The 15,053-nt window shown below is 44.4% G+C and carries 8 protein-coding genes; 4 read left to right on the forward strand and 4 right to left on the reverse strand.

All coding sequences use genetic code 11. The features are described from left to right. The first annotated feature begins 199 nt into the window (after positions 1-199). The gene (locus tag QUA34_RS16080; protein ID WP_333328904.1) at positions 200-496 is read left to right on the forward strand and encodes a hypothetical protein; all 297 of its coding nucleotides are present in this window, start codon (positions 200-202) and stop codon (positions 494-496) included. A 115-nt stretch (positions 497-611) separates the two neighbouring features. Beyond that, entirely contained in the window at positions 612-9,098 is an 8,487-nt protein-coding gene (locus tag QUA34_RS16085) for a glycosyltransferase (protein WP_333388160.1), read from the forward strand. 147 nt (positions 9,099-9,245) lie between these two features. Here the strand turns inward: QUA34_RS16085 and QUA34_RS16090 are convergent, their stop codons facing one another. Together QUA34_RS16090 and QUA34_RS16095 are read right to left on the reverse strand one after the other, a co-directional pair. After that, positions 9,246-10,139: a CNNM domain-containing protein gene (locus QUA34_RS16090; RefSeq protein WP_333388162.1), complete on the reverse strand. Its 894-nt coding sequence runs from the start codon at positions 10,137-10,139 to the stop codon at positions 9,246-9,248. Between the two features lie 365 nt (positions 10,140-10,504). Further along, the gene (locus QUA34_RS16095; protein WP_333328896.1) at positions 10,505-11,590 is read right to left on the reverse strand and encodes a hypothetical protein; all 1,086 of its coding nucleotides are present in this window, start codon (positions 11,588-11,590) and stop codon (positions 10,505-10,507) included. Positions 11,591-11,701: 111 nt separating this feature from the next. Between QUA34_RS16095 and QUA34_RS16100 the strand changes: the two genes are divergently transcribed. Both QUA34_RS16100 and QUA34_RS16105 read left to right on the forward strand, forming a co-directional pair. After that, positions 11,702-12,610 carry a YihY/virulence factor BrkB family protein gene (locus QUA34_RS16100; protein WP_333328893.1) on the forward strand — a complete coding sequence of 303 codons (909 nt, stop codon included), beginning with the start codon at positions 11,702-11,704 and terminating at the stop codon, positions 12,608-12,610. Positions 12,611-13,014: 404 nt separating this feature from the next. After that, positions 13,015-14,031 (forward strand): glycoside hydrolase family 104 protein, encoded by a 1,017-nt coding sequence (locus QUA34_RS16105; protein WP_333388166.1) that lies wholly within the window; start codon positions 13,015-13,017, stop codon positions 14,029-14,031. 116 nt (positions 14,032-14,147) lie between these two features. Here the strand turns inward: QUA34_RS16105 and QUA34_RS16110 are convergent, their stop codons facing one another. Next, complete coding sequence (locus QUA34_RS16110; RefSeq protein WP_333328887.1) at positions 14,148-14,864, reverse strand: DevA family ABC transporter ATP-binding protein; 717 nt, start codon at positions 14,862-14,864, stop codon at positions 14,148-14,150. A 41-nt stretch (positions 14,865-14,905) separates the two neighbouring features. After that, positions 14,906-15,037: a hypothetical protein gene (locus QUA34_RS16115; RefSeq protein ID WP_333328884.1), complete on the reverse strand. Its 132-nt coding sequence runs from the start codon at positions 15,035-15,037 to the stop codon at positions 14,906-14,908. Between the last annotated feature and the right edge of the window lie 16 nt (positions 15,038-15,053).

The raw sequence follows: 15,053 nt of genomic DNA on the forward strand, positions 1-15,053 counted from the left end.
TTGTCAAGATTATAAAAAGTGGTGGCGATCGCGTTAATCCCTTTTTCGATTAAATAGTCCTGAACGCAGAAACCAGGTTTTTTGACGGAAATACTGCACTTTAGTCTTTAATTGGAGGGAAAAACCCGGTTTATTTGGTAGTTAAGCCTAAGTTCTCTTAAACTGTTAAGGTAAACTAGGACTGACCCAGAAGCCAAGTGTGTTTACCAAAAATCGTCTTAAGCAGATTTTTGCGTTAGTATCAATGGTTGGCTTTGGTGGTTCTGCGATTTTTGGTGTTGTGAGTCTGTTCAGTAGCGGTTTGAGCAGCCAGCACCAACAAAAATCGGCTCCGGTAGCAGTTTCTCAGGAATCTTTGCTGGCGGCCCAGGAACGGGGATATGAGACGGTTTTGCAGCGGGAACCGCAGAATCAGACGGCTCTGGAGGGATTGGCAAATGTGCGGTTGCAGATGAATAATAAGGTGGGGCGATCGAGCCTTTGGAGAAGTTGGTGAAGCTAAATCCTAACAGAGCTGATTATAAGGCGCTGTTGGGCCAGGCGCGACAGCAAAGGGAAGGAAAAAAATAGAGCTAATAGTTAAAATTTAAGGTGCCAACGGAGGTTAATAGATGACCCAAAAATTAACTGAATCTAATATCTCAGAGTGTCAAGCAAAGTTCAACCTCAGCTATCACGTTCCCTTTGCTCATTTGTGTCAACAAATTATTGGATTTGAAGGTAAGGATGTTCTCGAAGTAGGGGGAAGCTTACCTAAAGAGTTTGTACTAGATTATCTAAATGTTAAATCGTGGTCTGCCCTAGAAGCCCCAGATTTTGAAGTTTACCTAGATAGAGTTGCCAGTGCTGCTGAAGGTTCTAAGCTTGGCAAAGTAGACTATTCTGCTTTTGGTTTTACCGAGAGAGAGCTGAGTAATTATAACTTTTTTGCGGGCTACATCGAAGAATTACCTCCCGCGTACTACCAAAAATACGATTTAATTTTCTCAATCGCTGCTTTTGAACACATCCATAAATTTCCTTTAGCTTTAGAAAAAATGTTTTTGGCTCTGAAGCCCGGAGGTCAGCTATTTTCTATATTTACACCAATTTGGTCAGCTCATGACGGCCATCACTTACCCCCCATAACTGAACCTAACCAGGGAAAAACTTTCAACTTTCAGAATTCTCCGATTCCGCCCTGGGGACATTTACTGATGAGACCCCCAGAACTGTGCCGTTACTTGTATCAGCATACCGATAAGGAAACAGCAGATGCGATCGCATATTATGTGTACAACGCTCCCCACATTAATCGGTTTTTTACTGAAGATTATGTAGAATTTATCAACCAAAGTTCATTCATAGTAAAGCGGCTAAAACCTATTGGTTTAATCCCAATCGAAAACAATACTCAACAAAATTTAGAAAAGCTTTATCCGGGTCGAACTCAATTTACTAACAACGGTATTCTTGCTATTTTGGAAAAACCCGAAAAAGAAAAGCCAGCATCATTATTTTTGGCAACTAATGAAACTGAACAAAATGAGACAAGTAATCAGGAGGATTCCAGGGAGAAAGTAAGCGATGGGAAGGCTGTGGTTCAAACCTCTAATGAGAGTGATTCCCAAAACCTTCAATGTGGTATGTCATTACCCTCCTCAACACAAACCCTTTCTGTTTGCATGATGGTGCAAAATTCCGAAAAAACTTTAGTTCTAGCATTGGAATCTCTGGGAAAAATTTATGACGAATTAATAATAGTTGATGGCGGCAGCACAGACTCAACTTGTCAAATAGCTACCTCTTATGGAGCTAGAATTATACATTCACCGTGGCCAGAAAATCACTCTCAGCAACGAAATATTTACTTACAAGAAGTTAAAACAGACTGGGTATTGGTAATTGATTCCGATGAATTTATAGATCAAAAAACTTTAGACTTCCTACAGCAGTTAAAATTAAATGGGAGTACCGCAAAAACAGATAACTTTTGGATTACTCGTAAATGGATTAGCCCCTTTAGCAAAAATCATTATGTATCAAGCCCTCCCCATTATCCTGACTGGCAGCGCCGGATATTTAGATATAACCAGTCTCTAACTTATAGCGGTCAGATTCACGAAACCATTCACGGGCTCACGAAACCGGGCGAAAGATTGTTAGACTTGTGCGTGTATCATTTAGACTTATTAATTAAAAGTGAATCGCAGAGGCAAGAAAAGGTTCGCATCTATAGCTCAGTAAATGAGAAAGATGGAATGCCCCATTTTTATTTGCCAGATATTAGGCAGCTAACTATAGACCGATGGAATCATCAATCTCTCCTTTCTCAAGTTAAGAATTTACTATATCATATGCCCCTGAAATGCAAAGTTTGCGAATCCGATTCCCATCATTTTGCCCAGGGTAAAGTCATGGGAAAATATGATGTAGATTATTTTCAATGTTCAAACTGCGGATTTGTTCAAACTGAGGAACCCTACTGGTTAGACGAAGCTTATTCTCAGCCAATAGCTAGCAGTGATGTAGGCTTAGCGTTCAGAAATTTGTCATTTTCACAAATAACCAAAAATTTATTATTTAACTTCTTTAATCATCAAGCAAGATTTCTCGACTACGGCGGTGGCTATGGTCTATTTGTCAGGCTGATGAGAGATTCGGGATTTGACTTTTACTGGCTAGACAAGTTTTGTCAAAATATATTTGCTCAAGGATTTGAGATTGATGCAGCCGCAAATAACCAATTTGAATTAGTCACGGCATTTGAAGTATTTGAGCATCTGGTTCACCCCATAGATGAGCTGGAAGAATTGTTAAAGATTTCCCGAAATATTTTACTGAGTACAGAATTGCTGCCACAAAGCAATCCTAAACCTAATGAATGGTGGTACTATGTGCTTCACGAAGGTCAGCACATTTCTCTTTATACAGCTAAATCTCTTTCAATCCTTGCTGCCAAGTTTAATCTCAACTTCTACTCAAATGGTTCGTCTCTTCATTTACTAACAGAAAAACACTTGCCGGAAGATTTATTTGAGCAATTGGCAAAAGGAGAATTAGCGGCGGTTAATAAGGAGTCGTTTTTACCGAAAGACTTCTTAAAAGCTAGTAGAAAAATTACTAATATTCAACAAGAAGCAAAGATACCGCCTTCTGAAATAGAAGAGGATGGTGACTCGCGAAGCGGGTTAACAATACTGGTTGATGGTGTATTTTTTCAACATAATAATACAGGCATTGCTCGCGTTTGGAAATCCCTCTGGCAAGAATGGGCCAATACGAAGTTTGCTCAAAATGTTATCATTTTAGATCGAAACGGAACTGCCCCAAGAATTCCCGGTATCCGTTATCGAACTATTCCTCTTTACGATTATGGTAATACCGATCGCGATCGCGCGATGCTCCAACAAATCTGCGATGAAGAAAAAGCCGATTTATTTATTTCTACTTACTACACGACACCAATTTCAACGCCATCGGTATTCATGGCCTATGACATGATCCCAGAGTTGATGGGACAAAATATTGGTCATCCCGAGTGGAGAGAAAAGCATAACGGTATCCGCCATGCCTGGGCTTACATCACCATTTCCGAAAATACAGCCCGCGATTTAGTTAAGGTTTTTCCTCATATTCCTTCAAGTTCTGTCGCTGTAGCGCACTGTGGCATTGATGCCAATTTTTCGCCAGCCGATAGAGAAGAAATTTCAGGCTTTAAGTCAAAATACAGCATTACCAAGCCCTATTTTCTTTTGGTAGGCGAAAGGGTAGGCTGGCATGGTTACAAGAACGGGATATTATTCTTCAAAGCCTTTTCTCAACTTGCCAACAAGTTTGACTTTGATATAGTCTGTGCAGGTGGCAAACCTATATTAGAACCAGAGCTGGAATTGTACTGTTCTGGGAATACTGTCCACACGCTGCAACTAAGCGACAGCGAACTGAGAGCTGCTTATTCTGGTGCTTCCGTGTTAGTTTATCCGTCGAAATATGAAGGCTTTGGGTTGCCAGTCCTTGAGGCAATGGCTTGCGGTTGTCCAGTCATCACCTCTCCAAACGGTTCGATTCCAGAAGTAGCAGGACAAGCAGCGGTTTATGTAAACGGGGATGATGTTATTGGGCTTGTCAATGCTTTGCGGGAAATACAGAAGCCCAATATCCGCAACTCATTAATTGCGGCGGGGTTAGAGCAAGCTAATAAGTTTTCTTGGTCGAAAATGGCTGCAACTGTTAGCTCACTTTTGCTTCAAGTAGCTGAGCGCGCACATTCGGAGAATGCTTCCGTTCAACAGCCAACTGATGCAGGCTTGCAGGGGGAATTCGGGAATGCTGAGAACTCCCAGCCTGTCCCCTCCGCTTTTAAAGTATCTGCGATCGTTTCTACTTACAATTCCGAAAAATTTATCCGCGGCTGCTTGCAGGACTTGGTAGAGCAAACGCTGTACAAACAAGGTCAACTCGAAATCATAGTAATTGACAGCGGTTCCCAAGAAAATGAACAGTCTGTTGTGCGGGAATTTCAAGCGAAATATCCGAATATTGTGTACGATCGCACTTCTGAACGCGAGACATTATATGCAGCCTGGAATCGAGGCATTAAGATGTCGCGCGGAGCTTACATGACTAATGCTAATACCGATGACAGACACCGCCCCGATGCCCTAGAAATCATGGCGAAATACTTGGATGAAAATGCCGAAGTAAGTCTGGTTTATGCTGACCAATTAATCACCAGCACAGCCAACGATACTTTTGTCAAAACCCAAGCAGAAAAGCGCTGGAATTGGCCAGCCTTTGACTACAGCGAACTCGAACGGCGCTGCATTATTGGCCCCCAGCCGATGTGGAGACAATCGCTGCACGAAAAATACGGCTATTTCCGAACCGAATTTACGGCTGCTGGCGATTACGAATTTTGGCTGCGGATTGGCAAAAGCGAAAATATTGTCCACTTGCCAGAAATTCTCGGCTTGTACTGCGAAAATCCACAAGGCTTGGAACATTCATCGCCAATATCGCAGCAAGAAACTCGGCAAATATGGGATGAATATGGGATCACCCGCCGAGGTGTAAAACCAGCCACTACATTACCTGTTTCAATCTCTCCATCACAACTAAATGCCATGCCCTTCCGCACCTCCGCAGAAACACTCGTCAGCGTAATCATTCCCTGCTACAATCACGCAACTTTACTCAGAGAAGCTGTTGAAAGTGTTGTCAGTCAAACTTATCCAAACTGGGAGTGCATCATTGTCAATGATGGCAGCACTGATGATACCAGCAACTTCGGAAAATATTTAATTAAACTGTATCCTCAAAAATCACTTCGCCTCATAGATAAACCCAACACGGGCCCCGCTGATTCGAGAAATCTTGGCGTTCAGCAGTCGTCAGGAAAGTTTATTTTATTCCTAGATGCTGATGATAAAATTCATCCCAAATTTTTAGAGGAGTGCGTGGAAATTTTATTAGCAAAACCCAAGGTTGGTTTTGTCTATACAGATGTGCAACACTTCGGAGCAAACTGCGATTTAGTTGTTCACGGTGACTTTGATGCTAATCGGTTTTTGAGAGACAATCAAGCCCCTGCTACTTCGCTCTTTAGAAGGGAGATTTACGAGCAAGTAGGCGGGTTAAAAAAAGTGATGAAGCTGGGATGCGAAGATTGGGAATTTTGGATTTCTGCCTATGAAAAAGGCTGGTTAGGCGATCGATTACCTAAGCCTTACCTCTATTACAGGCAGCACGGCGACGGCTCTAGCAGAACCCAAAAAATGGCTGGCGATCGCCCAAAATTAGACTTAATGAGAGCCACAGTTATTCACCTCCACTCTCAACTTTACAAGCCAGAAGAAGTGCGTTGGTCACAGCAGATTTTGCAGCAACACGGCAATTTAATAGCTAATGAATTAGTTGAATTTAACAAACCCGAACAATTTTTAACTTTGCTGTCCCAATATGTGGGAGAGTATCAAAAAGACCAAGCTAATGAAGTAAACCTCGCTAACATCCGCCAATCCCGGCAGCAACTTGCCAATTATTGGCTGAATCTGCCCGCAGAACAACTGGCAAATGCCTATAGCGGTGATGCAGGTAAGGCGCATCAGCTACTGCTAAACAGCAATATCAAAGATGAAGCGCTGACAGATGCCGAAAAGACTGTTATCGATCGACTAGCAGCACATCTCTCCCAGGGAGTTAAAAATCCCAAAGATATTAACTACCTACTAGCAGCCGCCCTCTATCGTCGTGCAGATCAGTTACTGCTGAACTATGAAAATGCAGCTATACCTAATTGGTTTGTCAACGACTATCTCAAATTTATGTTTGCTGCGCCTACTCTCTTTCAAGAAATAGGAGAGGCTGACAATTATTGTCGGTATGTGCAGGGATGGGTCAGTTATTTGCATAGCAATATCTTCAAGAACCAAAACTCACAAGTCTGGCAGGACATCGCCTGGTTTTTCACTCAAAGCGCTAACTTTATTCCTCTGTACTTCAATAGTGAAAATCTCAAGGATATATACACAAAGCGGGCCGATATTATTGCATATGCCATGAAAAATCGTGGCGCTGCGATTGATTGCATTTTTCCGGCTAGACCTGCGAACAGGCAGAAAATTCGCCTTGGTGTCCTGACTAAACATTTCGGGGCGATGACGGAAACTTTCGCCACGTTACCCGCTTTTGAATATCTGAATCGAGAGCAATTTGAAATTATTTTATACGCTCTCAATCTCGACGGGAATAAACTAGAACAGTATTGTCAGAGTCGCGCTGACAGGCTGGTTAAACTATCTAATGACTTGCCAAGTCAAGTTCAGACAATCCGCGCTGATGACTTAGATATTCTGCTGATTGCTACCAATATTACTGCGGTTACTCATCCGATTAGTTTACTAGCATTGCATCGATTGGCGCGGGTACAAACTACCTGTTTTAATTCTCCCATTACCACAGGAATGCGACACATTGACTATTACATTGCTGGTAAGTTGATGGAACCTGCACCTGAAGGACAGGAGCATTATCGCGAGGAATTAGCAACTATTGACGGGCCTGGCTGCTGTTTTAGCTATACCCTCGAACCTTACACTCCTAACATTAATTTCACCAGAAATAGTATCGGCATTTCCGAGGAATCGGTTGTCTTTATTTCAAGTGCTAATTTGTATAAGCTACTGCCGGAGTTAAGGGAAACATGGGCAAAGATTATTGCTGCTGTTCCTAATTCGGTGCTGTTTTTAATGCCCTTCGGCCCTAGCTGGACTAATCATTATCCTGGGGGGGCTTTTGTAAATAATATGAAAGCCGTTTTTGCTAAGTATGGCATTGAGAGTAATCGTTTGCGGGTGTTGAAGAGTTTTCCTAACCGTGCGGATGTTAAAGAAGTTCTGAAGTTGGGGGATGTTTATTTGGATTCCTATCCCTATGCGGGGACTACTTCTCTTGTAGATCCGTTAGAGGTGGGACTTCCAACGGTGGTTAGGGATGGCGATACTTTGCGATCAAGAATGGGGGCGGCGGTGGTACGATCGCTCTCTATGCCGGATTTAATTGCCAATAGCGAAGCATCTTACATTCAGCTAGCAGTTACTCTCGGCACTAATCGTGAACTTCGGCAACGCTATCGCCAGGAAATTCAGCAGAAAATGCAAGCTAATCCGGCTTGTTTTGACAGTGTTGCATACTCGGGGGCGATCGGCAAATTATTCCAGGAACTCTTTGGCAAATGGCAAACCAGCCACCTGGAAGCATCCCGCAGCTTACAGGATAGCATTCCCAAGCAGCCAGATTTTGACGAGATTCTCTCGAATGCCGTCAACCTTTACCAACGAAACTCCTCAAACATCTCAGCAATATCCGAACTCCGTCAAATCCGCAAACAAATAGCTGATTTTTGGCTGAACGTTCCCACCGAAAACCTCGAAACCGCTTACAAAAGCGCTTCAGGTAACAGCTATAAAATCCTGCTAAAGAGCGATTTCCAACGTCAACCGATGATCGAAAGCGAACAACTATTTTTGCAGCAATTAACCCAGATTAGCAAAGGATTAGTGCATCCCAAAGCTGTCAATGCCTTGCTGGCGGCGATGCTGTATTTCCCGCCGGGAACTATGCGAATTCCCGACGCTCGCAACCGTTTGCCGCACTGGTTAATTGGGGATTACGAACAAGTTTTTGAGAGTGAAGCCGCCGTCAAGTCTGATTCAACTTCTGACTTGCTCGCTCAATACATTCAATCGCCGCAATTTGTGAATCAACTGTTAGGATGCGTCAATCTTTACCGCATCGATCCGTCAGACGAATCGGTAGTTTTGGAACTCCGCCAAATCAGAAAACAAATGGCTGATTTTTGGCTGACTGTTCCTTCAGAGAAACTAGAAAATTTTTACCTAGGACAAGTTCGCAAGGGATATCAAGCAATTCTTAGCTGCGGCTTGCAAGCAGAATCGATGACTGAAGTCGAACAGCAGTTTTTGCACAAATTGACTGAAATGAGCAAAGGGTTGGTGCAGCCTCAAGCTATCAATGCTCTGCTGGGGGCGATGCTGTATTTTGTTCCTGGTAAAATGCGGGTTCCCGATGCTCGCACCCGCTTGCCGCAGTGGTTGCTTGAAGATTATGAAAAGGTGTTTGAAAGCGCATTTGCGACCACAGAACAAACAGTGGTCAAACAAGATTATATGCCGCAGTTTCTCAATGAATTAACTGCTGCCGTCAATCTCTATGAAATTGACCCTACGGCTGAATTGGTAATAGCAGATTTGCGACAAATTCGTAAGCAAATTGCCGATTTGTGGCTGAGCGTTTCCGGCGAACAAGTAGAAGTTTTGTACCGGAGCGATTTTGGCAAGGGTTACAAAGCAATGTTGGGCAGCGGGTTTATTAACGAGCCGCAGAATGAGAGCGAGCGCGCGTTTTTTAAGTCCTTGGTTGTTGAGTTGAGTAAAGGGTTTGGAACGCCTCAAGCTGTGAATAATTTGTTGGCGGCGATGCTGTATTGTCGCCCTGGACAGTTGCGGGTGCAGGATGCGAATACTTGTTTGCCTGCGTGGTTGTTGGAGGATTACGAGCAGTTGGCTGGGGGTGCGGTTAAGGTGGCTGTTGGGTGATGAAAGGCGCAGGTTTTGAGATTTGGGATTAGTTGCTAATCTCAAATCTCAGGATGGAAACCAACCGCGAAGACGCTTATGACACGAAGGAAGAGAATAGAAGGGAAGAGAAAGATTGGAGAAATCATTGTCCCTAGCCGTAGTAATTCAATTTAACACAAGTTCTGGCTGCTGAGTCTCAAACAAGGGGCGAGTTACCTGACGCAGCAGCACTGTTTCTAAACTGCCTTCTACTACATTTTCTGCTTCTATTTCCAACTCACCCCACAATAGCCGATCGCCTTGATTGGGAATTTTACCTAAATTGTGGATCACGAATCCGGCGATTGTTTGGTAAGCTTGGTTAGTTGGCAGGTTTAACCCGAGTTTTTCGTTCACTGCTGTCACTTCCCATAGGCCAGAAATTAGTGCCGAATGAGCATCTTTTTGGACGAGAGTGGCCTGGGAAGGTGGCAGCAGCGGTTGAGACTCTTTACTGGTAATCCAACCAGTCAGCAGTCGCACGGTACTGTTAAGAATTACTAGCAGCGGCCACAGTAATTTTGAGCAGAGTTCGAGGGCTGGCATCAGCAGCAAAGCAGTGCGTTCTGGGGCGTGGGTTGCTAATACTTTGGGGATGAGTTCTCCTAAGACTATTTCTACGTAAGTTACTAAGATAAAAGCTGCGGGAACTGCGATCGAATGAGCAGTCAGCACGGCCGGCAAATGACCGATCGGCAATTTGTCGATCCACGGTTCGATCCAGTGTACAGTCGCTCCCTCACCCAACCAACCCAAAAGCAAACTCCCTGCTGTTGTGCCAGTTTGAGTCACAGACAGGTAATGCGGTATGTTGTTCTGAGCTTGGTGGACGAGTTCGGCGGTTTTAGCGGTTGGGCGATCGTCCAAGTGGGCAAGTTGGCGGATTTGATGGCGATCGGCTGATACTAATGCTAGTTCTGACGCCACAAAAAAGGCAATTAAAAGTGTTAAGCCCACCAACATTGCTAATCTCAGCATTGTTTGAGCGACTTCTATTTCCAGGCAAGTAAGGTTGTTCAAGATAGATATCTAATATGATAGAGGTTTTAGCTTAATTCTTTTATTTTAGCTTGGATTCAGATAGCTTTATTCCCCGACATTTCGGATATCCCCACTACCCTTATTCGTAGGTGCGCCGAGGCACACCTTACCCGTAGAACTTGTGAACTCTTTTTCCTCTCTTCCTTCGCGCCCTTGGCGTCTTCGTGGTTCGTTTTAACTGAGATATTGCACGATTCTCAATTACTTGTTTAGGAACAGGCAAGATGCCTGTTCCACAAGAGATGATTTTTTTGTGGAACAGGCATCTTTCCTGTTCTTGACAATGGTGCAAGATGTGAGTTAAAAAAAGAATCTAATTCACAACACGGCAACTCATTGCTGTATCAACTCTCCCTTACTCCCCGGAGCGAGTTAATTTCCGTAAAAGTCTGCACCGGATCGGACTTCAACCCGCCTTGAATGTAATTCAACTTCACTTCTTCTAACAAATCCGACAGCAGCGACTGCAATTCCGCGAGAGTTTTCTCATCTTGCAATTCCCGCCGCAAACTTTGATTAAATTCTTGGCTGAAATTATCGAGAATTTTTCTACCTTTATCGTCTTCATAAGTAGTAGCTACCACATCAACAGCAGTTTGAGCCAAATAATTCGCTAACTGTTCCGTCATCTCCGTCGGCAAAATGTTAATCGGAGAGAAAGTTTGCAGGATTTGATAGAAATCCGACTGTTTGATTGTTGTTTCCAAATTGTGGTGCAGCAAATCTTCCAAATCCGGTTGCACTTGCGGCAAAACTTTGTAAATTGTCAGATCCAAAATCCGCTTGGTAATTTGTTCGATCGTATTTTCTTGATTGACGTGAAGGTACGGCTGCTGCGCCAGCAACATCTGCGCCGCGTCGCCCTGTTTGATCGAACTTTTAGCTTGATTGATAAACCGCACCATCATGTATTCCGACATCGTATTGGCTAAATAAGCCACCGGTTCGTAGGTAACTTGAGCAACTACGCGATCGAGATTTACCAAACCCGACTTGTGCAGCCGCACCAATACCGGCAGAATCCGCCACCCCTGCCAAATCGGGATCACCAGAAACACTTCGTACCAGCGCCTCAGCACAAAATTAAACCAAGTTACCCCCGGTTTACGGCGGGTGTGGAACAGACTTTTAATCAAAAATTCCGCACCAAAAAAACAAATAAAAAACGTATCTATTCGCCAAAACTGGTCAGCGCTTTTCAAATATGCGGGATTTTGCAAACTCGAATCAATGCCTTTAATCGGGTCATAAATTTTAACTAACCCCGGAAAATAGCTCTGATAAACAGGACGCAACTGAAGGTAACTGAAATGGAAAAGCACCAGCAAAAAATTGACCACCGCTACTAATGCGCTCATTTTGGCCCAAGAAATTGCTTTTTTGGACATTTTTACCTCGGTGTTGTTAACTGTTGTGTGGGAATCTGACATAAAAATAATCTTCCGAATTTGCTAATCGATAAATCTATCTTGTGGCTGAGGCTAAAAAACTCTTAACCTTGTATAATTCCTTATACTTAAAGTATAAGGAAACCAAATGCCGTGAAATTAAAAACAGTCATATCGCTGCTCAAAGAAACTTTTACTGAATGGCAAGAAGATAAAGCCCCAACCTTAGCCGCCGCCCTAGCCTATTACACAGTCTTCTCCCTGGCCCCGCTGCTAATTATCGTAATTGCGATCGCCGGTTTAGTCTTTGGTGCAGACGCAGCCCAAGGTCAAATCGTCGCCCAACTCCAAAGCTTAATCGGCAAAGATGGCGCCGAAACCGTCCAAGAACTAATCCTCAAAGCCTCCGAACCAAAGTCGGGAATGATTGCTACTTTAGTCGGTATCGCTACACTTTTGTGGGGGGCTTCCAATGTGTTTACTAATCTCAAAGAAGCCCTCAATACTATTTGGAATGTTTCACCGCCTCCCGGACGCGGGATCTGGGGATTTCTGCAAGATCGCGTATTGTCTTTTGCAATGATTTTAGGCATAGGCTTTCTACTGCTAGTATCTTTAGTAATTAGTGCCATCTTAGCCGCCGTTAGCTATTGGTTGAACGGCTTGCTGCACTTACCAGTCGGCATTTGGCAGATTGTGGACTTTGCTCTCTCCTTTGGCGTAGTTACGCTGCTTTTTGCCTTAATTTACAAACTTTTGCCCGATGTCAATCTTGCCTGGAATGATGTTTGGATCGGCGCCGCCATCACCTCAGTGCTATTTACGATCGGCAAATCCTTAATTGGAGTTTACCTAGGTGGTAGCGGTATTGCCTCTACCTACGGTGCTGCTGGCTCGTTCGTGATTATCTTACTTTGGATCAATTATTCGGCTCAGATTCTCTTCTTAGGTGCTGAGTTTACTCAAGTTTGGGCTAACCGCTACGGTTCCCTGATGCTGGCAAAACGCAAAAATTTGCTCAGCATTCAAGCTGAGGAATCCTCCGGGTCCAAACACCGGTAGAATTCTTAATATTAGATAGACAAAAATGCGATCGCTCGCTTTTGAGCCAGCCGGATGCCAGTACCTTGAAACCTATGTCAGTTGGGACGGCGAGGCCTGTCGAATCACTAAATTTTAGACTCAACCCATCGCCAAATCTGCCCGTGAACTTGACCGGGCGAACACTTAGTAGTATCACTGGATATGGTTGAAACCAGTTTATCTTGATCCCTATCGCTGCCCTTCGGTGATGACCGAAAAATTTGAAGTTTGCGATCGCCCCGAAAGAGATTTGTTTCCTTGCCAGTCCCCAATTTCAACGGTGAAACCAATCTCAAGTCCACAAACTGGGATATTTCAACCTGAACTGATATCAGGAGGTACTTTTGTACGCATCAAAACATCTGGGAAGCCACCTGCTCCCTATGTCAGACATGGAGCTAATTCGCCTGTGGGTAAACCGCAAATCCCCCCGCAACCGGCGCTTGAGCTGGCAGGCGGCCAACCATTTTCGAGTGTTTGTCGCAAAACCGCTGGCACAAGTTACTCTGACAGATGTGGAGACTTTCGCCGCAGCGATGAGAGCTCGGAAACTTCCACCGCGTTTCTACCAGCAAACCTTGCTAGCGCTGAAATCGCTGTTCGCCTTCGGCCAGCAAACGAAAATTTTGCCCGCAACACTCCCCCTTCACCGGTGGCCGGTTCTGCGCCGGAATCACTCCAAACTCCTTCGTTTTCAACTCTCTTGGGGTTTCTTAATCTGTTTGTGCTTTTTCTTAGGTCGAATGACGCCGAGGCTGCTGTGGGGACAATCGGTCTCGGCAGGAAGCTCGCCCGCCCCGAAACGCCTGCCGGAAGTGGCGGCGCTCGATTCACCAGACAAACGAGAGGATAACATCGATCGCGATCGATCGCCCAAAACAGCAACCCTGAATTCACCAGAGCCCAAACAGGATAGCAGACTCGATAGCATCAGCCCCGAACGTCGAGTCAAAGCCTTTCTCGACACGATTGCCGCCGCCGAAGGAACCGCTAGCCCCGACGGCTACCGCACCCAGTACACCGGCACGAAATTTGTCAGCTTTCAAGATCATCCCAGAGAAATGAGGTGCGGCCGTCGCTACGGCAAAAAACTCTGTTCCGACGCAGCGGGGCGATATCAGTTTCTCAGCACCACTTGGGACAGATTTGCCAAAAAATTTGGCGTCCCCGATTTCAGCCCAGAAAATCAAGATTTGATGGCTATAGAGTTAATCCGAGAAAAAGGTGCATTAGAAGATATAGAAGCGGGTCGATTGGAGTCAGCAGTCAGAAAACTCGCTTACATCTGGCCTTCTTTTCGGCGTTATGGCGGTTCTGTAGAATCATCGATGCCCAAACTCGAAGCAATGTACCTGCAAAATTTGGGGATTTACCGGCAAGGATTGGTTGTTAGCAATTAGTCAAAAGTTCAAGGACGAGTTTAGATTGGGGTTGGGCAATTTGGGATTAAATTTTGACATCCAAAATTGAAAATGAGGGAGTTATGGGTGATGTCTATTCTTCGGAAATTTAAAAATTAGGCTAATTTTCCATCTTCCATGTGAAGGATGCGATCGGCAATATCCAAAATACGGTTATCGTGGGTTACTAACAAAATAGTACAACCCTGTTCTTTGGCTAGTTGCTGCATCAAATTCACCACTTCGCGACCGGATTTGCTGTCCAGGGCGGCTGTCGGTTCGTCAGCTAAAACAATTTGCGGTTGACTGACCAAAGCGCGGGCGATCGCAACTCTTTGTTTCTGTCCTCCCGACAAATCGTCTGGATAATAGTTAATCCGCTGTTCCAGTCCTACTAACTCTAGCATTTTTGCAGAGCGATCGCGCATTTGGGAACGCGATAAATTCCCGTGAACTTCCAAACCCATCTGCACGTTTTGCAGCGCCGTCAAACTGCGGTGCAAGTTGTGCGCCTGAAAAATATAGCCAATTTTGCGTCGCGCCTTTACCAATTTATCTGAACTCGCATGGCACATCTCTTGACCGAGAATTTTGAGACTTCCAGATTGACCTGAACGCAGTCCGCCAATCAAAGTTAAAAGCGTAGTTTTTCCCGAACCGGAAGGCCCGGTCATCAGCACAATTTCACCTGCATCAATTTCGAGATTAATGTCAAAAAGTACCTGTTTTCGCAGTTGACCTTGACCGAAGTAGTGGTCGAGTTGGTGCAGAGAAATTACAGGCTCACAAATCGGTAATTTGTTAGTTGTCGTGCTGATATTAGTGGATTTCATAAGTTAAAAGTCAGGTTGGTAGTGAGGACTTTCGTCCTCAATCAACATTTATCTGCGTTAATCTGCGTATATCCGCTACCATCTGCGGTAAAAATTCCCAAATATGCCATCTGCGGTAAAAATTCCAACGTAACTAACTGAGCAATTTCTTCCGTTGGAAAACCTAAAGCCATTGGTTTTGGCGCTGCG

The sequence above is a fragment of the Microcoleus sp. POL10_C6 genome, assembly GCF_036701585.1.
Classification (GTDB): domain Bacteria; phylum Cyanobacteriota; class Cyanobacteriia; order Cyanobacteriales; family Microcoleaceae; genus Microcoleus.